General features: G+C 63.1%; 20 protein-coding genes. 17 read left to right on the forward strand and 3 right to left on the reverse strand.

Annotated elements, in window-relative coordinates:
• The 4 genes from AO268_RS32745 to selO form a co-directional block, all read left to right on the forward strand.
• Positions 1–408 (forward strand): hypothetical protein (locus AO268_RS32745; protein WP_176561377.1); only part of this gene is annotated, 408 nt, incomplete at its 5' end.
• Positions 409–691: 283 nt separating this feature from the next.
• Complete coding sequence (locus AO268_RS15630; RefSeq protein WP_076961790.1) at positions 692–2,434, forward strand: potassium/proton antiporter; 1,743 nt, start codon at positions 692–694, stop codon at positions 2,432–2,434.
• Positions 2,435–2,504: 70 nt separating this feature from the next.
• Positions 2,505–5,843 carry a mechanosensitive channel MscK gene (mscK, locus tag AO268_RS15635; RefSeq protein WP_099169201.1) on the forward strand — a complete coding sequence of 1,113 codons (3,339 nt, stop codon included), beginning with the start codon at positions 2,505–2,507 and terminating at the stop codon, positions 5,841–5,843.
• A 48-nt stretch (positions 5,844–5,891) separates the two neighbouring features.
• The gene (gene selO, locus AO268_RS15640) at positions 5,892–7,355 is read left to right on the forward strand and encodes a protein adenylyltransferase SelO (RefSeq protein ID WP_099169202.1); all 1,464 of its coding nucleotides are present in this window, start codon (positions 5,892–5,894) and stop codon (positions 7,353–7,355) included.
• A 6-nt stretch (positions 7,356–7,361) separates the two neighbouring features.
• On the opposite strand, the gene AO268_RS15645 is transcribed toward selO, so the two are convergent.
• Complete coding sequence (locus AO268_RS15645) at positions 7,362–7,763, reverse strand: helix-turn-helix domain-containing protein (protein ID WP_076961755.1); 402 nt, start codon at positions 7,761–7,763, stop codon at positions 7,362–7,364.
• A gap of 6 nt (positions 7,764–7,769) precedes the next feature.
• The gene (locus AO268_RS15650) at positions 7,770–8,057 is read right to left on the reverse strand and encodes a type II toxin-antitoxin system HigB family toxin (protein ID WP_099169203.1); all 288 of its coding nucleotides are present in this window, start codon (positions 8,055–8,057) and stop codon (positions 7,770–7,772) included.
• A 237-nt stretch (positions 8,058–8,294) separates the two neighbouring features.
• On the opposite strand from AO268_RS15650, the gene trxC reads away from it, so the two are divergent.
• A complete protein-coding gene (gene trxC, locus AO268_RS15655) occupies positions 8,295–8,729 on the forward strand; it encodes a thioredoxin TrxC (RefSeq protein ID WP_076961753.1) in 435 nt (144 codons plus the stop codon).
• 54 nt (positions 8,730–8,783) lie between these two features.
• Here the strand turns inward: trxC and AO268_RS15660 are convergent, their stop codons facing one another.
• Positions 8,784–9,554 (reverse strand): ParA family protein, encoded by a 771-nt coding sequence (locus AO268_RS15660; RefSeq protein WP_076961752.1) that lies wholly within the window; start codon positions 9,552–9,554, stop codon positions 8,784–8,786.
• 349 nt (positions 9,555–9,903) lie between these two features.
• Here AO268_RS15660 and AO268_RS15665 point away from each other — a divergent pair, with 349 nt between their 5' ends.
• The 12 genes from AO268_RS15665 to AO268_RS15720 all read left to right on the forward strand — a co-directional run bounded on the left by AO268_RS15665 (position 9,904) and on the right by AO268_RS15720 (position 20,818).
• On the forward strand, positions 9,904–10,623 hold the full coding sequence (locus tag AO268_RS15665) for a beta-ketoacyl synthase chain length factor (RefSeq protein ID WP_076961751.1): 720 nt from the start codon (positions 9,904–9,906) through the stop codon (positions 10,621–10,623).
• Positions 10,599–11,411 (forward strand): lysophospholipid acyltransferase family protein, encoded by an 813-nt coding sequence (locus AO268_RS15670; protein WP_076961750.1) that lies wholly within the window; start codon positions 10,599–10,601, stop codon positions 11,409–11,411. The genes AO268_RS15665 and AO268_RS15670 overlap by 25 nt, the downstream gene beginning before the upstream one ends.
• Positions 11,389–11,658, forward strand: a complete 270-nt coding sequence (locus AO268_RS15675) for a phosphopantetheine-binding protein (protein WP_029296129.1) — start codon at positions 11,389–11,391, stop codon at positions 11,656–11,658. The genes AO268_RS15670 and AO268_RS15675 overlap by 23 nt, the downstream gene beginning before the upstream one ends.
• A 9-nt stretch (positions 11,659–11,667) precedes the next feature.
• A complete protein-coding gene (locus AO268_RS15680) occupies positions 11,668–11,922 on the forward strand; it encodes an acyl carrier protein (RefSeq protein WP_076961749.1) in 255 nt (84 codons plus the stop codon).
• Positions 11,919–12,464, forward strand: coding sequence for a hypothetical protein (locus AO268_RS15685; RefSeq protein WP_099169204.1), 546 nt, complete (start codon positions 11,919–11,921; stop codon positions 12,462–12,464). Before AO268_RS15680 ends, AO268_RS15685 begins: the two co-directional genes overlap by 4 nt.
• On the forward strand, positions 12,461–14,131 hold the full coding sequence (locus tag AO268_RS15690; protein ID WP_076961747.1) for an acyl-CoA synthetase family protein: 1,671 nt from the start codon (positions 12,461–12,463) through the stop codon (positions 14,129–14,131). Before AO268_RS15685 ends, AO268_RS15690 begins: the two co-directional genes overlap by 4 nt.
• A gap of 107 nt (positions 14,132–14,238) precedes the next feature.
• Positions 14,239–14,973 (forward strand): glycosyltransferase family 2 protein, encoded by a 735-nt coding sequence (locus tag AO268_RS15695; RefSeq protein WP_076961746.1) that lies wholly within the window; start codon positions 14,239–14,241, stop codon positions 14,971–14,973.
• Positions 14,970–15,908 carry an LpxL/LpxP family acyltransferase gene (locus AO268_RS15700; RefSeq protein WP_099169205.1) on the forward strand — a complete coding sequence of 313 codons (939 nt, stop codon included), beginning with the start codon at positions 14,970–14,972 and terminating at the stop codon, positions 15,906–15,908. Before AO268_RS15695 ends, AO268_RS15700 begins: the two co-directional genes overlap by 4 nt.
• Positions 15,889–17,433, forward strand: a complete 1,545-nt coding sequence (locus tag AO268_RS15705; protein WP_076961744.1) for an HAL/PAL/TAL family ammonia-lyase — start codon at positions 15,889–15,891, stop codon at positions 17,431–17,433. The genes AO268_RS15700 and AO268_RS15705 overlap by 20 nt, the downstream gene beginning before the upstream one ends.
• A complete protein-coding gene (locus AO268_RS15710; RefSeq protein ID WP_099169206.1) occupies positions 17,426–17,854 on the forward strand; it encodes an acyl-CoA thioesterase in 429 nt (142 codons plus the stop codon). The genes AO268_RS15705 and AO268_RS15710 overlap by 8 nt, the downstream gene beginning before the upstream one ends.
• Positions 17,855–17,865: 11 nt before the next feature.
• Positions 17,866–18,516, forward strand: coding sequence for an outer membrane lipoprotein carrier protein LolA (locus AO268_RS15715; protein WP_099169353.1), 651 nt, complete (start codon positions 17,866–17,868; stop codon positions 18,514–18,516).
• Positions 18,506–20,818 (forward strand): MMPL family transporter, encoded by a 2,313-nt coding sequence (locus tag AO268_RS15720; RefSeq protein ID WP_099169207.1) that lies wholly within the window; start codon positions 18,506–18,508, stop codon positions 20,816–20,818. Before AO268_RS15715 ends, AO268_RS15720 begins: the two co-directional genes overlap by 11 nt.
• The last annotated feature ends 15 nt before the right edge of the window (positions 20,819–20,833 follow it).

A 20,833-nucleotide genomic window follows, 5' to 3' on the forward strand; every position in this document is an offset into this window, starting at 1 on the left:
CTCGGCGTCGGCGAAGGTCATCTGCTTCATCGGGAAACTCGGTGGGTGGGGTCGCGGTATTTTGCCAAATCAGAAAGTCTTTTTCAGAGTTTCCCTAACGATAGAGGAGGAAACACCTATTCTATCTATGGCCCATCCGATCCAAGAGCCGGCTCTCATAAAATCCAGGGCTTCCAGACCGGTAAAGATCTCATAGATTTTTCCGACACTCTAAAACACATGGGCTTAAACTCTTTCACCCTCCAAACCTTAGGTCCTGACGCCATAAAAAAACCAGGTGACACATTGTTGAACTGGGTTCCAGAAGACAATACAACCTATATTCATGTGCACAATCGACCGCCGCTTAGTATCACCGCAGAAGGCGAAGTAAGGAATGGGGATATTGTCGGCTCCGGCTGGACGTGACAACTTTCCTGACATTGCCCATATCAATAACAGGCAGTCCGCCTAACTAACCACAGTAGGTTCATTTTTTCTTAATGAGCCCGCGGAAACCAACACTAATCGCAACATACATATATTTTTTGATAAGAAGCCACCCGCCGGCGATGAGTACTGGAACTACCTGCCATTTGATAGGCGCAACCTGAAAGCTTTTTGACAGCGTAGCAATTCAACAGGTTAGAATCGCTGGCACGCAGGCTGCATGGCCAGTCTGCGCCCCGCCTTTTTTTCCGGAGTACTGCCTTTGAATGCGACGACCATCAACAGCCTGTTCTTGATCGGCGCGTTGCTGGTAAGTGCGAGCATTCTGGTGAGTTCTCTTTCATCCCGCCTGGGGATCCCGATCCTGGTGATCATCCTGGCCGTGGGCATGCTGGCCGGCGTCGATGGCGGCGGGATCATTTTCGATAATTACCCTACCGCGTATCTGGTGGGCAACCTGGCATTGGCGGTGATCCTGCTCGATGGCGGCTTGCGGACCCGGGTCGCGAGTTTTCGCGTGGCACTGTGGCCAGCCCTGTCGCTGGCGACCGTGGGGGTGTTGATTACCACCGGCCTCACCGGTATGGCAGCAGCCTGGCTGTTCGACCTCAATATCATCCAGGGCCTGCTGATCGGCGCCATCGTCGGCTCCACCGATGCCGCCGCCGTGTTCTCGCTGCTGGGTGGCAAGGGCCTGAACGAACGGGTCAGTGCCAGCCTGGAAATCGAGTCCGGCAGCAACGACCCCATGGCAGTGTTCCTCACCGTAACCTTGATCGACATGCTCGCCAGCGGCCAGACCGGCCTGCATTGGAGCCTGTTGACCCACCTGATCCGCGAGTTCGGCATCGGCGGCATTATCGGCCTGGGCGGCGGTTGGCTGATGCTGCAACTGGTCAACCGGATCAACCTGGCCAACGGCCTGTACCCGATCCTGGTGATCGCCGGCGGCCTGTTTATCTTTGCCCTGACCAACGCCCTGCATGGCAGTGGCTTCCTCGCCGTGTACCTGTGCGGCCTGGTGATCGGCAATCGCCCGGTACGCAGCCGCCACGGCATCCTGCATATGCTCGACGGCATGGCCTGGCTGGCACAGATCGGCATGTTCCTGGTGCTGGGCCTGCTGGTCACGCCCCATGACCTGCTGCCGATTGCCCTGCCGGCCCTGGGCCTGGCGCTGTGGATGATCCTGTTTGCCCGGCCACTGTCGGTGGCGGTCGGCCTGCTGCCGTTCAAGGCCTTCCATGGCCGCGAAAAAGTGTTTATCGCCTGGGTCGGCCTGCGCGGCGCGGTGCCGATCATTCTTGCGGTGTTCCCACTGATGGCCGGCCTGCCCCACGCCCAGCTGTATTTCAACCTGGCCTTCTTTATCGTGCTGGTGTCGTTGCTGGTGCAAGGCACCAGCCTGCCGTGGGTGGCCAAGCTCTTGAAAGTGACGGTCCCGCCCGAGCCTGCGCCGATTTCCCGGGCGGCCCTGGAAGTGCACGTCACCAGCGAGTGGGAGCTGTTTGTCTACCGCCTGGGGGCCGAGAAATGGTGCATCGGCGCTGCCCTGCGCGAACTGAAAATGCCCGAAGGCACGCGGATCGCCGCGCTGTTTCGCGGCCAGCAACTGCTCCACCCGTCGGGTAGTACGGTGCTGGAAGTCGGCGACCTGCTGTGCGTGATCGGCCATGAACACAACCTCGCCGCCCTCGGCAAACTGTTCAGCCAGGCACCGCAACGGGGCCTGGACCTGCGCTTTTTCGGCGACTTCGTGCTGGAGGGCGACGCCCAGTTGGGCGCGGTGTCGGCGCTGTACGGGCTCAAGCTCGACGGCATCGACCCGGACATGCCGCTCAGCCACTTTATTACCCAGAAAGTCGGGGGCGCGCCGATTGTCGGCGACCAGGTGGAGTGGAACAACACCATTTGGACCGTCGCGGTGATGGACGGGAACAAGATCGGCAAAGTTGGCGTCAGATTCCCCGAAGGAAGTCGCCCGGGCCCCGGGCTCTTCCTCTAAACTGCGGGGCGACGGCGTGCCACTGGATGCCAGGACGCCCCCTATTTCCCACCTTGTCCGACCGGTCTCTATGACAATCCTGCGCACCTTTTTTGCCACTGCCCTGCTGGGCCTGAGTCTCTGCGTAAGCCCCGTGTTCGCTGCCGAGCCGCCGAGCGTCGAGAGCGTACAGCAGACCCTGGACAAGCTGCCGGACCGCAAACTACCCGACGCCGACATGAAGGCGCTGCAAAATGTGTTGCAGCAGACCCTGACCTTGCTGGGCAACAAGCAGGATTACGAGCAGCGCCTGAGCGATCTCAAGCGCCAATTGCAAGACGCGCCGCGCCAGACCACGGAAAACGCCCGTGAACTGGCCCGGCTCAAAGCCACCAAGGTCATCCCAGTGGCCCAACGCTATGCCAGCCTGCCGGTGCCGCAGCTCGAACAACTGCTGGTGCAGCGCAGCACCCAGCAAGGCGACCTGCAAAAGGAGCTGGCCGACGCCAACAGCCTGAGCATCGCCGCCCAGACCCGGCCCGAGCGCGCCCAGACCGAAATCAGCAACAGCCAGACCCGCATCCAGCAGATCAACGGCATCCTCAAGGCCGGCAAGGACAACGGCAAACCCCTCAATGGCGACCAGCGCAACCTGCTGAACGCCGAGCTGGCGTCGCTCAACGCCTTGATCCCGTTACGCCGCCAGGAACTGGCGGGCAACAGCCAACTGCAAGACCTGGGCAACAGCCAACATGACCTGGCAGTGGAAAAAACCGCGCGCCTGGAGCAGGAAATCCAAGACCTGCAAACCCTGATCAACCAGAAACGCCTGGCCCAGTCCCAGGAAACCGTGACCCAGCAGTCCATCGAAGCGCAAAAAGCCGGCAGCAGCAGCCTGCTGGCCACGGAAAGCGCGGCCAACCTGAAACTGTCCGACTACCTGCTCAAAAGTACCGACCGGCTCAACGAGCTGACCCAGCAGAACCTGCAAACCAAACAGTTGCTGGACAACGTGACCCAGAGCGACTCGGCCCTGGACGAGCAAATCAACGTACTCAAGGGCAGCCTGCTGCTGTCGAAGATTCTCTACAAACAGAAACAGGCCTTGCCGCGACTGCGGGTCGACCGCGACCTGGCGGACGATATCGCCAACATTCGCCTGTACCAGTTCGAGGTCAACCAGCAGCGCGAGCTGATCAGTTCGCCAAGCACCTATGTGGATAACCTGCTGGCCAACCAACCGCAAGACCAAGTCACACCGCAATTGCGCCGCACCCTGATGGAACTGGCGGTGACCCGCAGCGACCTGCTCGAACGCCTGAGCCGGGAGTTGAGCGCGCTGCTCAACGAATCCATCACCCTGCAACTGAACCAGAAACAACTGCTCAGCACCGCCGCCAGCCTGCGCGCAACCCTCGACGAACAGATGTTCTGGATCCCCAGCAACAAACCGCTGGACGTCGAATGGCTGGAAACCGTGCCCACCCGCCTGGAAAAGCAGGTCGACACCCTGCCCTGGGCCTCCAGCCTCAGCGAGCTGTACGACGGCCTGGCCCAGCGCCCGTTGCTGTTCCTGCCCCTGCTGCTGTTGATCGGCGCGCTGTTGTGGCGGCGCAGCAACCTGTACGAGCGGCTGAGAAAAATCCATATGGATATCGGCCACTTCAAACGTGACAGCCAGTGGCACACCCCCATCGCGATCCTGGTCAACATCCTCCTGGCCTTGCCGGTGACCCTCGGCCTGGCGCTGTGTGGCTACGCCCTGCAAATCGACGCCCGCGGGCAGAACGCCAACCTGGGCATGGCCCTGGTGCAGATCGCCCAGGCGTGGCTGGTGTTCTACACCGCCTATCGGATCCTGGCGCCGGGTGGCGTGGCCGAATTGCATTTCCGCTGGGAAAAACCCCAGGTCGAATTCCTCCAGGGCTGGATCCGCAAGCTGGGGCTGGTGGTGCTGGCGCTGGTGGCCGTGGTGTCGATCGCCGAACATCAACCGGCGGCCCTGGCCGACGATGTACTGGGCATCGCCGTGGTACTGACCTGTTATGCACTGATGGCCTGGTTGCTCAGCCGCCTGCTGCTCAACAGCCCGACCCATGAAAAAGCCTCGCTGTTTCGCAAGCTGGTGGGCGTGCTGTTTACCGCGCTGCCCATCGCCCTGTTTATCGCCGTGTGCTTTGGCTACTACTACACCGCCCTCAAACTCAGCGACCGCCTGATCAACACCCTGTACCTGCTGATGTTCTGGCTGGTGATCGAAGCCACCTTCGTTCGCGGCCTGGGCGTGGCCGCACGGCGCCTGGCGTACTCCCGGGCACTGGCCAAGCGCCAGGCCGCCAAGGAAGCCGGCGACGGCGAAGTGGTGATCGAGGAACCGACCCTGGATATCGAGCAGGTCAACGAACAATCCATGCGCCTGATCCGCCTGGCCCTGCTCGGCGGCTTTATCGCGGCGCTGTACTGGGTCTGGTCCGACCTGATCTCAGTGTTCTCCTACCTGGACAACATCACCCTCTACGAATACACCAGCGGCACCGGCGCCAATATCAGCATGGTGCCCATCAGCATCGGTGACATGCTCGGCGCACTGATCATCATCGGCATCACCTTTGCCCTGGCGCGCAACCTGCCGGGCCTGCTGGAAGTGCTGGTGCTGTCGAAACTGGACCTGGCCCAGGGCAGCGCCTACGCCACCACCACCTTGCTGTCGTATGTAATTGCCGGCGTGGGTTTTGTGTCCACCCTGTCGACCCTCGGGGTGAGCTGGGACAAGTTGCAATGGCTGGTGGCCGCGCTCTCGGTGGGCCTGGGCTTCGGCATGCAGGAGATCTTCGCCAACTTTATCTCCGGCATCATGATCCTGTTCGAGCGCCCGGTACGGATTGGCGACACCATTACCATCGGCAACCTGTCGGGCACGGTGAGCAAGATCCGCATCCGTGCCACCACCATCACCGACTTCGACCGCAAGGACATCATTGTCCCGAACAAAACCTTTATCACCGGGCAACTGATCAACTGGTCGCTGACCGACACCATCACCCGGGTAACCCTCAAGCTCGGCGTGGACTACGGCTCCGACCTGGACCTGGTGAAGGATTTGCTGCTCAAGGCCGCCAGGGATAACCCACGGGTACTGAAAGACCCGGAACCCCATGTGTACTTCCTCAACTTCGGCGAAAGCACCCTCGACCACGAGTTGCGCATGCATGTGCGCGACCTGGGCGACCGCAACCCGGTGATCGATGAGGTCAACCGCTTTATCAACCGTGAGTTCAAGAAGCAGAGCATCAACATTTCGTTCCGGCAGATGGAGGTCTACCTGAAGAACCTGCATGGCCAGGAATACAAGCTGGTGGAAATCGAGCCCCTGAGCAAACCGGCCAATGACGGCTCGCCGCAACCCACCCCGCCGGCCAAACTCGACTAACCGCGCTATCCCCAGCAGAATGCTCGGACATTCTGCTGGAGATGGCCGGTGAAAGCCCTCGACGACCTGACCTTCGACAACCGCTTCGCCCGCCTGGGCGACGGTTTCTCAACCCACGTATTGCCCGAGCCCATCGACGCGCCCCGCCTGGTGGTGGCGAGCAACGCCGCCCTGGCGCTGCTGGACCTCGACCCTGCCGTCGCCGACACGCCGGTGTTCGCCGAACTGTTCGGCGGCCACACGCTGTGGGCCGAGGCTGAACCGCGGGCGATGGTCTATTCCGGGCATCAGTTTGGCTCTTACAACCCGCAACTGGGGGACGGCCGCGGCTTACTGCTGGGCGAGGTGTACAACGCGGCGGGCGAGCACTGGGACTTGCACCTCAAGGGCGCCGGGCAAACGCCTTACTCGCGCATGGGCGATGGCCGCGCTGTGCTGCGTTCGTCGATCCGCGAGTTCCTCGCCTGCGAAGCCTTGCATGCCCTGGGCATCCCCAGCAGTCGCGCCCTGTGCGTGATCGGCTCCGACACCCCGGTCTGGCGCGAAAAACAGGAGCGCGCCGCCATGGTGCTGCGCCTGGCACCGAGCCATATCCGCTTCGGGCACTTCGAGTACTTCTACTACACCCAGAAAACCGAGCTGCACCAGCAACTGGCCGAGCACGTACTGCAGCTGCACTTTGCCCACTGCCAGGGGCAACCCGAGCCGTACCTGGCGATGTTCCGCGAGATCGTCGAACGCAATGCCGAGCTGATCGCCAAATGGCAGGCCTATGGTTTTTGCCATGGGGTGATGAACACCGACAACATGTCGATCCTGGGGATTACCTTCGACTTCGGGCCGTTTGCCTTCCTCGATGACTTCGACGCCCATTTCATCTGCAACCACTCCGACCACGAAGGCCGCTACGCCTTCAGCAACCAGGTGCCCATCGGCCAGTGGAACCTCAGCGCCCTGGCCCAGGCGTTGACGCCGTATATCAGCGTTGAAGCCCTGCGCGAAACCCTCGGCCTGTACCTGCCGCTGTACCAGGCCCACTACCTGGACCTGATGCGCCGCCGCCTGGGCCTGACCACCGCCGAAGACGACGACCAGAAACGGGTGGAGCGTTTGCTGCAACTGATGCAGAACAGCGGCGTGGACTACACCCTGTTCTTCCGCCACCTGGGGAATGAGCCCGCCGCATTGGCCGTGGCGCGCCTGCGGGATGACTTCGTCGACCGCGCGGGCTTCGATGCCTGGGCCGACGATTACAAGGCCCGGGTTGAGCGCGACGGCACAGGGAGCGAGGCAGAACGCCGCGAGCGGATGCACGCGGTCAACCCGCTGTACATCCTGCGCAACTACTTGGCACAAAACGCCATCACTGCCGCCGAATCAGGTGACTACAGTGAAGTGCGAAGGCTGCATGAGGTATTGAGCCATCCATTTGAAGAACAGGCCGGGATGGAGCAGTACGCGCAACGACCGCCCGATTGGGGCAAGCATTTGGAGATCAGTTGTTCGTCCTAGCCCTTCTCAGATGAACATGTCCACCGGCACTTTAAAATGCTCTGCCAGCCAACGAATCTGCCGCACGTTGAGCTGGCGCTTGCCGCTGAGAATTTCAGAGACCACTGATTGAGGACCAACGCCCGGTAAGTCGCTCTGGGTCAAACCGTGCTCTTGCATCATTGACCGCAACACATCGACCCCACTCACCTCAGGCATCGGCCAATGCTCCAGATCATAGGCCTCGACCCAGTCGCCGATGATATCCACCAACCCCATCAGCGGGTGGGTTTCGTCCTCCCCGACAATATCCAGCAATTCGTCGAGGGCCTCGACCAGCACATTGTAATCTGCCTCACTTTTGGGTTTGCGCAACAACGGTGACACAAACTCCCAGTGCTCAACGGCCTGCTCAATCAATACGCTCATTTCTCGTTACTCCTTCCACCTGCCCTTGTCATATTCATGGTGGTCCAGTACATGCCGGATATAGAGGCGCTGCATGCGGTAGCGCACAACGGCTATGAGCCGCAGTTTATTGCCACCGATATTGAAGACATGCAACGACCCAACCTTGTCCACTGAAGGAAAGACCGACCGCAATGCAGCAAAATCGCCGGGAGTAATGACCCTGACTTTGCGGTACCACTCATCCAGGGCACTGGCTGAGTGCGGCCATTTTTCCCTGGCATTTTGAATTGGCCTCACACTGATTACTCGCATGCAATATCCTTATCGCATCTTGCTATGAAGGTTAGTCCGGGGATCAAATTATCGCAATATGCGATAACTGGTCAGCAGACCAATGGCGCAATCCCAGACCCGCCCAAGCAGCCTAGATACACGGCCAAAGCTGCGCACAGACAAAAATGTGAACGCGTGCGTCACCACCGCCGAACCTTGATAATCTCGGCCTTGGCTCCAAATAGTGTTCATTGGCAACGTCAACGGAACCCCATCATGTCCGATTCTCTTGTAATCCCCTGCCCCCACTGCAACGCCCTCAACCGCATCCCCCACGAACGCCTGGGCGATGCCCCAAAGTGCGGGCGCTGCAAGCAGCCGGTGTTGCTCAGCAAACCGTTTGAATTAAGCCAGGGCGACTATTCCAGCCAGATCAAGGGCGATTTGCCGCTCCTGGTGGATGTGTGGGCCGAATGGTGCGGGCCGTGCAAGTCGTTTGCGCCGGTGTTTGAACAGGCGGCCGGGCAGTTGGCGGGCAAGTGCCGGCTGGCCAAGCTCGATAGCGAGGCCAACCAGCAGCTTTCGGCGCAATTGGGGATTCGTTCGATTCCCAGCCTGATCCTGTTCAAGAACGGCCGCGAAGTGGCGCGCCAGAGTGGGGCCTTTCCATTGCCGCAATTGATGAGCTGGTTGCGCAGCCAAGGGGTGTAAGCCTGCGGGAGCAGGCAAGCCAGCTCCCACATCGAGCGTGTTCATCCTTGATGATCAGCGGTTTTCCAGCAGGTTATGCAGCGCCACAAACTGTTGGGTCAGTTTGTGGCGCGGGTCCAGGTGGATCAGCGGTTTGCTTTCCTGGTGGGACTCGCGCATGCGCACCGAGCTGGCCAGGTACACCGGCAGCACCGGCAGGCCTTCGGCGATCAACTCGTCGAGCATCTGCTGCGGCAGGCTCGCCCGGGCCTGGAACTGGTTGACCACAATGCCTTCCACTTCAAGGCCTTCGTTGTGGTCGTCCTTGAGCTCTTCGATTTCCGCCAGCAGCCCATACAGCGCCTGACGCGAGAAGCTGTCGCAATCGAACGGTATCAATACACGATCAGCCGCGATCAGCGCCGAAACCGCATAAAAATTCAAGGCCGGCGGGGTATCCAGGTATATCCGGTCGTAATCCTCGGCCAATTCATCGAGCAGCTTTCGCAGCTTGTTGATCTTGTGCTTGGCCTCAAGCTTGGGCTGCAGGTCCGCCAGTTCTGCGGTGGCGGTGATGACGTGCAGGTTGTCGAACGGGGTTTCGTAGATATCCACCTGGTTTTTCTTCGAGAACGGCCCGGAAGACAGGGTCTGCTTGAAGAAATCGGCAATCCCCATGGGGATATCGTCGCCCGTCAGCCCCGTGAGGTACTGGGTCGAGTTGGCCTGTGCATCGAGGTCCACCAACAGGGTTCGATAGCCTTCGCTGGCGCTGACCGCCGCCAGGTTGCAGGCGATGCTGGACTTGCCAACCCCACCTTTTTGATTGAACACCACACGCCGCATGGAAAAACCTCCGTGTATCAATGAATGCCCGAGTGTAGAGGGCAAAAGCGCCCGCTCGCTACCTTGATCATTCCTGTACTACAGCATTGAAGGCTTTATCTCGCATCGCAGCCTGTCGCTTCCTCCGACAAAACAGGAAATCCCCGACACCTGGCACACACCCCCCATGGCGGACAATCAGCGATTCTTTTTCGGCGATTTTGTAATATTCCGTGAACAATTCTTTACCAAAGTTTGCTAGAACCCCACCGCACCGGGATAATGCGCGCCACTCGGCCATCGCGCCATGTCCCGGTTCTACGGGCCAATTGCAGCACAAGGAAGCCCGCAGGGGCGGGAATTCTTCTCAGTGATCAACTTCAACATCGCCCAATGGCGCGCCTGGGCCCCGGGGCTCGACAGCGTGGATGCCTGGCGCGCCTGGTGCCATGCCCCGGCGTTGCTGGCCCAAAGCGATGCTGCGCCCGATGTGTCGTTTCTGCCGGCCATGCAGCGTCGGCGCCTGGGCCGCCTGGCCCGGATGGCCTTCAGTGTCGGCTGGCCATTGGCCGAAGGCCTGCGGGACCTGCCGCTGGTATTTGTCTCCCGTCACGGCGAAACCCCGCGCACCCTGGATATTCTCAGCGACCTGGCCACTGACCAGCCCCTGTCGCCCACCCAGTTCAGCCTGTCGGTACATAACGCGGTGATTGGCCTGTGGTCGATCCTGCGCAATGAAACCAGTGAAATGACCGCCCTGGCAGCGGCGGGCGACGGCCTGGAGCACGGCATGCTCGAAGCCGCGGCCCTGCTCAACGAGGGCGCGCCAGCGGTGCTGCTGGTAATCACCGAAGAACAGCCCCCCGGCGCCTACGCGCGCTGGATCGACGACGTACCGTTCCCCTATGCCCTGGGCCTGCTGCTGACCCCTGGCGACGAATGGCAACTGGCCTTGCACACCGCGACTGTCCAACCCTCCGAGACCCAGTGGCCCCACGCCCTGAACCTGCTGCGCACCCTGCTCACCGAGCAGGAGGCCTGCCAACATGCCTGGAAGAACCGAGTATGGAACTGGCAACGCAAACCCTGACCGAAAAGCCCCGGGACGCCTACTACTGGCGCCTGTTCGCCACGGCGGCCAGCTTTGTGCTGTTTGGCCTCGGCGGCCTGTGCCTGCGCCTGCTGGTATTTCCGCTGCTCAGTTGCCTGCCGGGGGACGCCCGGCAGCACCAGCGGCGGGCGCGCCTGACCATCGGCCGGTTGTTCTGGTTCTTTATCAACATGATGTACCGCGCCGGCATTCTCACCTATAGCGTCGAGGGCGCCGAAAAACTCGGGCGCCCCGGGCAGATGATCATCGCCAACCACCCGTCGCTGATCGACGTGGTGGTGCTGATCGGCCTGGTACGCCAGGCCAATTGCGTGGTCAAGCAAAGCCTGTGGCAGAACCCCTTCACCCGCGGCCCGGTGAACGATGCCGGCTACCTCAGCAATGACGGCAGCATCGACCTGCTCGATGCTGCTGCGGGCGCCCTGCGTGATGGCCAGACCCTGATTATTTTTCCCGAAGGCACCCGCACCGTGCCGGGCGCAGCGCCGGCCTTTCATCGCGGGGCCGCCGCCATTGCCCTGCGGGGTGCGACAATCATCACCCCCGTCGTGCTCAGGGTCAGCCCGACCACGCTGACCAAGGCCGAACCCTGGTATCGCATCCCCCACCGCCGTTTTCACTTCAGTTTGCAGGTGGGTGCCGATATAGACCCACAGGTGTTTGCCTCGCAAGGGCCGGCACCCCAGGCTTCACGCAAGCTCAACGATTATCTGCATCACTATTTCATTAAGGAGCTCGCCGAAGATGAGCAACCCCAACAGCCTTGAGCACGAGATAAAAACCCTGATCATCGAGGCCCTGGGCCTGGAAGACATCGACGCCAGCGACATCGGCAGCGAGCAAACCCTGTTCGGCGAAGGCCTGGGCCTGGATTCGGTAGACGCCCTGGAATTGGGCCTGGCGATCCAGAAAAAGTACGGCATCAAGATCGATGCCGACGCCAAGGATACCCGCAATCACTTTATCAACGTGGCCAGCCTCGCGGCGTTCGTCACGGCCAGACAGGCAGCTTGAGACCCGACCATGCAAACTCGTGACGATATCTTCAACACCCTGCGCGACGCCCTGGTGGAGTTGTTTGAACTGGAGCCGGCGCAGGTCACCCTCGACGCCAACCTGTACCAGGACCTGGAAATCGACAGCATCGACGCGGTGGACCTGATCGACCATATCAAGCGCCAGACCGGCAAGAAAATCGCCGCCGAAGAGTTCAAGGCCGTGCGTACGGTCAATGACGTGGTCGAGGCGGTCTACCGTCTGGTCCAACCGGCCGCATGAGCCGGCTGATCGGCCTTGGCCTGTTGCTGGTCGGGCTGCTGTACCCTTTCGCGGTGTATTACGGCACGGAGCATTTCGCCCCGTGGCAATTCGGCCTGCTGCTGGCCAGCCTGTGGCTGCTGCGCGCGCTGACCGGCCCGCGACGCCCCGGCAGTGGCTGGATGGCCGTGGTAGCGATTGTGTTTTGCCTGCTGCTGGCCTGGTTCGACAACCCACAGTGGCTGCGCTGGTACCCAAGCCTGGTCAGCATCTTCATGCTGGCGCTGTTCGGCCTGAGCCTGAAGTACGGCCCGCCGATGGTCGAACGCCTGGCGCGCCTGAGCGATCCGCAGTTGCCCGAGAAGGCCATTGCGTACACGCGCCAGGTCACCGTGGCATGGAGTGTGTTTTTCTTGTGTAACGGCCTGCTCGCCGCCGCGCTCACCCTGTGGGCACCGCTGAGCTGGTGGATGTTGTACAACGGCCTGATCGCCTATGGGTTGATGGGTTTGTTGTTTGCCGTGGAATGGCTGGTACGACAAAGGGTTCGAGGCCGCGTATGAATTGGGTCAATCTTGAGCACCTGTTGCTTGAGCCTGTGCAACTGCGTTCGGTCACCACTGAACCGGCGATGAACCACGCACAACTGTGCGAACGGGCCCTGAGCCTGGCGGCCGGGCTGCAAGCCCGTGGCATCCAGCGCCTGGCGGTGCACCTGAACGACGCCGGCGAGCTGGCGATTGCCCTGCTGGGCGCCTGGCGCGCCGGGGTCAGCGTGTTGCTACCCGCCGACCTGCAACCCCAGACCCGCCAACGCTGGGCCGCAGATGTTGACGCCTGGCTGACCGAAGCGGGCGACCTGGATGCGCTCTACCAGCCACCCCTTGCCGCCGCCGCCCTCGACCTGGATACCTGCCAACTGGGCCTGTGCACCTCCGGCTCCAGCGGCGAACCCAAGCGCATCGACAAGACCCTGCGCCAACTGGCCAATGAGGTGCAGGCCCTGGAAGCCTTATGGGGCGCCGACCTGGGCCAGGCCTGCATCATCGGCAGCGTCGCCACCCAGCATATCTACGGCCTGCTGTTCCGCGTGCTGTGGCCGCTGTGCGCCGGCCGCGCCTTTGTGCGCGAGCAACTGCCGTTCCCCGAAGACTTGCAGCGCGTCAGCCGCCAGCACCCACACTTTGCCTGGGTGGCCAGCCCGGCCCTGCTCAAGCGCATGGGCGATAACCTCGACTGGGCTGCCCTGAGTGCGGTCAAGCGGGTGTTCTCCTCCGGCGGTGCATTGCCCACTGACGCGGCCGACAGCCTGCACCAACGCCTGCAACAGTGGCCGACGGAGATCCTCGGCAGCTCGGAAACCGGCGGCATAGCCTGGCGCCAGGGCCAGGCACCGTGGCAACCGTTTGCCGATGTGCGCCTGACTCAGGATGCCGATGGCGCCCTACGCATTGCCTCGCCGTACCTGCCGGCCGGGCATGTGGAGCAGACGGCCGACGCCGCGCAGATCCACGCCGATGGCCGCTTTGAGCTGCTCGGGCGCCTGGACCGGATCGTCAAGCTGGAAGAAAAACGCATCTCCCTGCCCATGCTCGAACAAGCCCTGGCCAGTCACGCCTGGGTCGCCGAAGCGCGCCTGGGCGTGGTCCAGGAAAACCGCGCCTCCCTCGGCGCCCTGGTGGTGCTCAGTGGCGACGGCCTGCACGCCCTGCGCAACCAAGGCCGGCGCAGCGTCACCCAAGCCCTGCGCCAGCACCTGGGCCAGCATTGCGAAGCCCTGGCCCTGCCCCGCCGCTGGCGCCTGGTGCGGCAGTTGCCGCTCAACCCCCAGGGCAAACTGCCCCAGGCCGAGGTCGAAGCCCTGCTGCTGGCGCCGCGCCCCAAGGCGCCGGAAGTCCTGGCGCAAGTCGAGACGGACGGCGAATGGACCCTGCAGTTGAGCATCCCGCCGGACCTGGCCTACTTCAGTGGCCATTTCCCCCACACCCCGGTGTTGCCGGGAGTGGTGCAGGTGGAGTGGGCGTTCAATCTGGGCCAGCAATTGCTCGACCTACCAGCGAGCTTTGCCGGTATGGAAGTGCTCAAGTTCCAGCAACTGGTGCGCCCAGGCGATGGGGTCGAGTTGCACCTGCGCTTTGATCGCGAGCGGGGCAAGTTGTATTTCGCCTATCGCAATGACAGTGCGGCGTGTTCCAGCGGGCGGATTTTGCTGGAGAGCTCCCATGCATAGGCTGGGTGAGCGCTGCGCGCTCAATCGCGGGCAAGCCCGCTCCCACATTGGGTGGGAGCTGGCTTGCCTGCGATGCAGGCAACTCGGTCCATCAGGTGTCCACCACCATGCATAACCCCTGCGCCCTGATCCCGGTCTACAACCATGAAGCCGCCGTGCCCGCCGTGGTCCGCAGCCTGTTGGACCACGGCCTGCCCTGCCTGCTGGTGGACGATGGCAGCAGCCCGGCCTGCGCCGCCGTGCTGGCGCAACTGGCAAACCTGGATAACGTGTCGCTGCTGACCCTGCCCGTCAATCAAGGCAAGGGCGCGGCAGTGATGGCCGGCTTTCGCGAAGCCGCACGCCTGGGCTTCACCCACGCCCTGCAAGTGGACGCCGACGGCCAGCACGACCTGCGCGAAGTCGCGCTGTTTCTCGACGCCTCACGCACCCACCCCGACGCGGTGATCTGCGGCTACCCCGAATACGACGACAGCGTGCCCAAGGGCCGCCTCTATGCGCGTTACCTGACCCACGTCTGGGTGTGGATCAACAGCCTGTCGCTGCAGATCCGCGATTCGATGTGTGGCTTTCGCCTCTACCCCCTGGCACCGGTGCTGGCCTTGATGGACTCGGCGCGGATCGGCAAGCGCATGGATTTCGACTCCGACATCATCGTGCGCCTGTCATGGCGCAACCAGCCGATGCGCTGGCTGCCGACCCAGGTGCATTACCCGGCCGACGGCCTGTCGCACTTTCGCCTGGTCCGCGACAACCTGCTGATTTCATCCATGCATACCCGGCTGTTCTTCGGCATGTTGCTGCGCGCACCGCTGATCCTCTGGCGACGGTGGCAGGCATGAGCGAAAACACCCGGCATTGGGCCGACCGCCAGGAGCGCGGCAGTTTCTGGCTGATGAAACTCACCGCGTTCGCCGCCAAAGTCCTTGGACGCCGGGTATTGAGCCCACTGCTGTATGGCATCGTCCTGTACTTTTTCCTGTTTGGCCGCGCCGCGCGCCGGAGCATCTGGCAATACCAGCAGCGCCTGGCCGACTGGAGCGGGCGCGACGACCTGCGCCCCAGCCACACCCGGGTCTTCGGCCAGTTCATGGCCTTCGCCGACGCCTTGCTGGACAAGCTCGACGTGTGGAACGGCAAGCTGCGCCTGGAACAGATCGAAATCATCGACCCGGCCCAACTGCGCGGGCAACTGCGCGGCGAGCGCGGGCAGATGCTGGTGGGCGCGCACCTGGGCAACCTGGAAGTGTGCCGGGCCCTGGCGGAGCTGGGCGAGAAAGTCACCATGAATGTGCTGGTGCACACCAAGCACGCCGAACAGTTCAACCGCCTGCTGGGCGAGGCCGGGGCGAGCAACCTGCGGCTGATCCAGGTCAGCGAACTGGACCCGGCGGTGATGCTGCTGCTCAGCCAGCGCCTGGACGACGGTGAATGGCTGGCGATTGCCGGCGACCGCATCCCCCTGCATGGCGGGCGCACGGTGCGCGTGGACTTTCTCGGCCACAGCGCGGCCTTCCCCCAGGGCCCCTGGCTGCTGGCCGGCCTGCTCAAATGCCCGGTCAACCTGCTGATGTGTCTCAAACAGCAGGGGCGCTATCGGCTGATCATCGAGCCCTTCGCCCCATTGATCGAATGGAAACGCAGCGACCGCCAGCAGGTGATCGCCCACTGGGCCGCGCGCTACGCCGCACGCCTGGGCCAGTTCTGCCTGCAAGCGCCCCAACAATGGTTCAACTTTTACCCTTTCTGGAAGACCGATGACGACGCATCTGCTTGAGCCGGTAACCTTCGGCGAACTCCCTTTGCGCATCGAAGACGTGCTGGCCCTGGCCAACCGTCAGGCGCCCACCCGCCTGCAAGACGACGCCGGGTACCGCCAGCGCATCGCCAAGGGCGCGCAGTTCCTCGATTCGCTGCTGGACAAGGAAGGCGTGATCTACGGCGTCACCACCGGCTACGGCGACTCGTGCGTGGTGGCGGTGCCGTTGCAGCATGTCGAGGCCTTGCCGCGTCACCTGTACACCTTCCACGGCTGCGGCCTGGGCAAGTTGCTCGACGCCCAGGCCACCCGTGCAGTGCTGGCGGCACGCTTGCAGTCGCTGTGCCATGGCGTGTCCGGGGTGCGGGTTGAACTGCTGGAGCGCCTGCATGCGTTCCTTGAACACGACATCCTGCCGCTGATCCCCGAAGAGGGCTCGGTGGGCGCCAGCGGCGATCTGACGCCGCTGTCGTACGTGGCCGCGACCTTGTCCGGCGAACGTGAAGTGCTGTTTCGTGGCGAGCGCCGCCAGGCCGCCGATGTCCATCGCGAACTGGGCTGGACGCCGCTGGTGCTGCGGCCCAAGGAAGCCCTGGCGCTGATGAACGGCACCGCGGTGATGACCGGCCTGGCTTGCCTGGCCTTCGCCCGCGCCGACTACCTGCTGCAACTGGCCACGCGCATCACCGCGTTGAACGTGGTGGCGCTGCAAGGCAACCCGGAGCACTTCGACGAACGCCTGTTCGCCGCCAAGCCGCACCCCGGGCAGATGCAGGTGGCGGCCTGGTTGCGCAAGGACCTGGCCATCGACGCCCCGACCGCGCCGCTGCACCGTTTGCAGGACCGCTACTCGCTGCGCTGCGCGCCCCACGTTCTCGGCGTGCTGGCCGACAGCCTGAACTGGCTGCGCTCGTTTATCGAGATCGAACTCAACAGCGCCAACGACAACCCGATCATCGACGCCGAGGCCGAGCGCGTGCTGCACGGCGGGCACTTCTACGGCGGGCATATCGCCTTTGCCATGGACAGCCTGAAAAACCTGGTGGCCAACGTCGCCGACCTGCTCGACCGGCAATTGGCGCTGCTGGTGGACGAGCGCTACAACCATGGCTTGCCGAGCAACCTGTCGGGCGCCCCGGCGGACCGTGCGATGATCAACCACGGCTTCAAGGCGGTGCAGATCGGCACCAGCGCCTGGACCGCCGAAGCGTTGAAAAATACGATGCCGGCCAGCGTGTTTTCACGCTCCACCGAGTGCCACAACCAGGACAAGGTGAGCATGGGTACGATCGCCGCCCGCGATGCGATCCGCGTGCTGGAGCTGACCGAACAGGTGGCCGCCGCCACCTTGCTCGCGGCCAACCAGGGCGTGTGGTTGCGCGCCCAGGTCACGGATGCCAGGCCGTTGCCGCCGGCCCTGGCCGCGATGCACAGCGAGCTGGCTAAGGACTTCCCGCCGGTGATTGAAGACCGCGCCCTGGAAGGCGAACTGCGCCTGTGCCTGCAACGCATCGCCGCGCAACACTGGAGGCTGCATGCGTAGCCCCGGCGTGTTGCATTGCGACACTGAAATCCTCGTGCCCTTCTTCGACATCGACACGATGAACGTGGTCTGGCACGGCCACTACGTGAAATACCTGGAAATCGCCCGCTGCGCGTTGCTCGACAAGCTCGGCCACAACTACACGGCAATGCTCGAATCCGGCTATGCGTGGCCGGTGATCGACCTGCAACTGCGCTACGTGCGGGGCGCCACCTTTGGCCAGACCCTCAATGTGCGCGCCAGCCTGGTGGAGTGGGAGAACCGCTTGAAGGTCAACTACCTGATCACCGACCTGGCCAGCGGCGAACGCCTGACCCGCGCCAGCACTGTGCAAGTGGCGGTCGAGATTGCCAGCCGCGAGATGCAACTGGCCTCACCCGCCGTGTTCACCACCGCCGTCGAAAGGGCTCTGGAATGCTGAGCTTGCCCGCGATGGTCGCCAACAATAACGCGGGGTGCCTGACACTGCGCGGCGTCCTCGGGTTTTTCGCGAGCAAGCTCGCGCCTACAGGAGTTGGGTTGTTGCTGAGCGTTGGGGCTTATGCCTTCGACTTGCAACAACTGAGCGATCAGTTGGCCAAACCCACGGTGATCCACGGCAACTTCATCCAGGAAAAACACCTGCGCGCCCTGCCCCAGCCGCTGACCAGCAAGGGCACCTTCGTATTGGCCCGGGACCACGGCCTGCTCTGGCTGCTGAAAACCCCGCTGCAACAGGACTACCGCATCAACGCCCAGGGCATTGCCCGGCGTGATGCCAACGGTTGGCAACCGCTGCCGAACAAAAGCGCCGGCGCCGAGCAGAACCGTTTGTTCCTCGCCGTGCTGCAAGGCGACAGCAGCGGCTTGCAGCGCGACTTCGAGTTGCAGCTGCAAGGCGAGGCCAAGGCCTGGAAACTCACGCTGATCCCCCGCTCGCTGCTGCTCAAGCAAGTGTTCACCCAGATCAATATCGACGGCGGCGAGTTGGTGCACACCATCGAGCTGCTGGAAACCCAGGGCGACAGCACCCTGTTGCGCATGCAAGACAGCACCAGCACGCAACCCTTGAGCGACGCGGAGCAACACGACTTTGCCCAGTGAGCGTTGGTTGCCGCGCCTGTTCCTGATCCTGCTGGTGGCCGTGCTGGCCCTGGCCGGCTGGCAATGGCGCCATGGCGCACCGTTGTCGGCCAACCTGATGGACCTGGTGCCGGGTAACACCCCGGACGCTCTGGAACTGGCGGCCGAGCAACGCATGCAAGAACCGCTGAACCGCGAGATGTTGGTGCTGGTCGGGCATGCCGACCGCCAGCAGGCACTGAGCATGGCCCAACAACTCGGCACGCAGTGGCAGGCCAGCGGCCTGTTTGAACAGGTCACCTGGACCCTACAAGCCGACCTGCCAGCCCTGCGCCAGCAATTGCTGCAAGGGCGCCTGGCGATGCTATCGGCCAAGGACCGTGAGCAGTTGGCCAGCGAGCCTGCGGCATTTATCGCGCAGCGGGTGCAGGCACTGTTCGACCCCTTTACCGGCTTCAGCCTGGTGTCGAGCCAGGACGATTGGCTGGGCCTGACCGGACGCATCCAGAACAGCCAGCCGCAACATGGCGCGGTGCAGCTGGATATCGGCAGCGGCGCCTTGATCGCCGATGCCGACGGCAAAAGCTGGGTGCTGCTGCGTGCGCGTACCCAGGGCAACGCCTTTGATATGAAGCTGCCGCTGCAAGTCGCCGACCTGCTGCAAGCGAGCCGCGAACAGGCCAGCCAGCAGGGCGTGCAACTGCTCGCCGCCAGCGGCCTGCTGTACGCGGCCAACGGCCAACAACAGGCCAGCCGCGAGATGACCTGGGTCGGCGGCGGCGCAACGGTAGGGATTCTGTTGCTGTTGCTGCTGGCGTTCCGTCGTTGGCGCGTGTTGCTGGCCTTTGTCCCGGTGCTGGTGGGCATGCTGTTTGGCGCGGTGGCCTGCGTGGCGCTGTTCGGCCATATGCATGTGATGACCCTGGTGCTGGGCGCGAGCCTGATCGGCGTGGCCGTCGACTACCCGCTGCATTACCTGTCCAAGAGCTGGAGCCTGCAACCCTGGCGCAGCTGGCCAGCCTTGCGCCTGACCCTGCCGGGCCTGAGCCTGAGCCTGGCCACCAGTTGCATCGGCTACCTGGCCCTGGCCTGGACGCCATTCCCGGCGCTGACCCAGATCGCCGTGTTCTCCGCCGCTGGGCTGGTGGGCGCCTACCTGTCGGCGGTATGCCTGTTGCCGGCGCTGCTCAACGGCCTGGACCTGCGCCCAGCGCAATGGCCGCTGCGGGTCGCCGAGTTCCTGCTGGGGGTACGTGAATCCTTGCTCAAGCGCCTGCCGAGCCAGGCGCTGCTGGTGCTGGCCCTGCTGTTCTGCGCCGGCGGCCTGTGGCAGTTGAACAGCAAGAACGATATTCGCCAGTGGATCGGCGCACCGCCGCAGTTGCTGCAAGAAGCCCAGGCCATTGCACGGATTACCGGCTACCAACCCACCAGCCAGTTCTTCCTGGTGCGGGCGGACACTCAACAACAGTTACTGGAGCGCCAGGCTGCGTTGAGCCAGCGCCTGGATCAACTGGTGCACCTGGACAAGCTGCAGGGCTACCTGGCGCTCAATCAACTGGTCAGCACGCCCGGCGAACAGCAACACGTGCGCGAGGCCCTGAAGCAACTGCCGGCGCTGTGGCAACCGCTGCTCGACCTCGGCATCCCCGCCAGTGCCTTGCAAGCGGAGGTGGCGCAGTTGCAGGCGCTGCCCACCGCCGACATCGACGCCGCCCTGGCCGGCCCATTGGCCGAACCGTGGCGCCTGTTGTGGCTGGGCAAGGTGGACGGCGGCGTGGCGGCGATGGTCAGCCTGCAAGGCCTGAACAACCCGGCGCTGCTGCGTATCCAGGCCCTGGACCTGCCGGGCGTGCAACTGGTGGATCGCCTTGGCGACTTGAACCAGGTATTTGCCGCGACCCAGGTCAGCGCCGCCGAATTGAAATTATTGTCCTGTGTACTGATTGTCTTGTTGCTGATCCTGCCCTTCGGCCTGGGCGGCGCGCTGCGGATTGTCGCCCTGCCGCTGCTGGCCGCCCTGTGCAGCCTGGCCAGCCTCGGTTGGCTGGGGCAGCCGTTGACCCTGTTCAGCCTGTTTGGCCTGCTGCTGGTGACGGCCATCAGCGTCGATTATGCGATCCTCATGCGCGAACAGATCGGCGGTGCCGCTGTCAGTCTTCTGGGGACCTTGCTGGCCGCCGTCACCACCTGGCTGTCCTTTGGCCTGCTGGCCGTTTCCAGTACGCCGGCAGTGAGTAACTTCGGCCTGTCGGTCAGCCTGGGCCTGGCCTTCAGCTTTATGCTGGCGCCGTGGGCCGGCCGCCAGGAGCACACGCAATGATGCCCACGAATTTTA

Origin of the sequence: Pseudomonas sp. ICMP 8385, assembly GCF_002699915.1 — a bacterium.
Lineage (GTDB): Bacteria > Pseudomonadota > Gammaproteobacteria > Pseudomonadales > Pseudomonadaceae > Aquipseudomonas > Aquipseudomonas gessardii.

Excerpts from the sequence above, each read along its gene's own strand:
- trxC (WP_076961753.1), top strand. The coding sequence starts at position 8,295 with ATGTCCGATTCTCTTGTAATCCCCTGCCCCCACTGCAACGCCCTCAAC.
- AO268_RS15715 (WP_099169353.1), top strand. The coding sequence starts at position 17,866 with ATGGTCGCCAACAATAACGCGGGGTGCCTGACACTGCGCGGCGTCCTC.
- AO268_RS15705 (WP_076961744.1), top strand. The coding sequence starts at position 15,889 with ATGACGACGCATCTGCTTGAGCCGGTAACCTTCGGCGAACTCCCTTTG.
- mscK (WP_099169201.1), top strand. The coding sequence starts at position 2,505 with ATGACAATCCTGCGCACCTTTTTTGCCACTGCCCTGCTGGGCCTGAGT.
- AO268_RS15660 (WP_076961752.1), bottom strand. The coding sequence starts at position 9,554 with ATGCGGCGTGTGGTGTTCAATCAAAAAGGTGGGGTTGGCAAGTCCAGC.
- AO268_RS15680 (WP_076961749.1), top strand. The coding sequence starts at position 11,668 with ATGCAAACTCGTGACGATATCTTCAACACCCTGCGCGACGCCCTGGTG.
- AO268_RS15670 (WP_076961750.1), top strand. The coding sequence starts at position 10,599 with ATGGAACTGGCAACGCAAACCCTGACCGAAAAGCCCCGGGACGCCTAC.
- AO268_RS15710 (WP_099169206.1), top strand. The coding sequence starts at position 17,426 with ATGCGTAGCCCCGGCGTGTTGCATTGCGACACTGAAATCCTCGTGCCC.
- AO268_RS15675 (WP_029296129.1), top strand. The coding sequence starts at position 11,389 with ATGAGCAACCCCAACAGCCTTGAGCACGAGATAAAAACCCTGATCATC.
- AO268_RS15650 (WP_099169203.1), bottom strand. The coding sequence starts at position 8,057 with ATGCGAGTAATCAGTGTGAGGCCAATTCAAAATGCCAGGGAAAAATGG.
- AO268_RS15645 (WP_076961755.1), bottom strand. The coding sequence starts at position 7,763 with ATGAGCGTATTGATTGAGCAGGCCGTTGAGCACTGGGAGTTTGTGTCA.
- AO268_RS15695 (WP_076961746.1), top strand. The coding sequence starts at position 14,239 with ATGCATAACCCCTGCGCCCTGATCCCGGTCTACAACCATGAAGCCGCC.
- AO268_RS15700 (WP_099169205.1), top strand. The coding sequence starts at position 14,970 with ATGAGCGAAAACACCCGGCATTGGGCCGACCGCCAGGAGCGCGGCAGT.
- AO268_RS15690 (WP_076961747.1), top strand. The coding sequence starts at position 12,461 with ATGAATTGGGTCAATCTTGAGCACCTGTTGCTTGAGCCTGTGCAACTG.
- AO268_RS15685 (WP_099169204.1), top strand. The coding sequence starts at position 11,919 with ATGAGCCGGCTGATCGGCCTTGGCCTGTTGCTGGTCGGGCTGCTGTAC.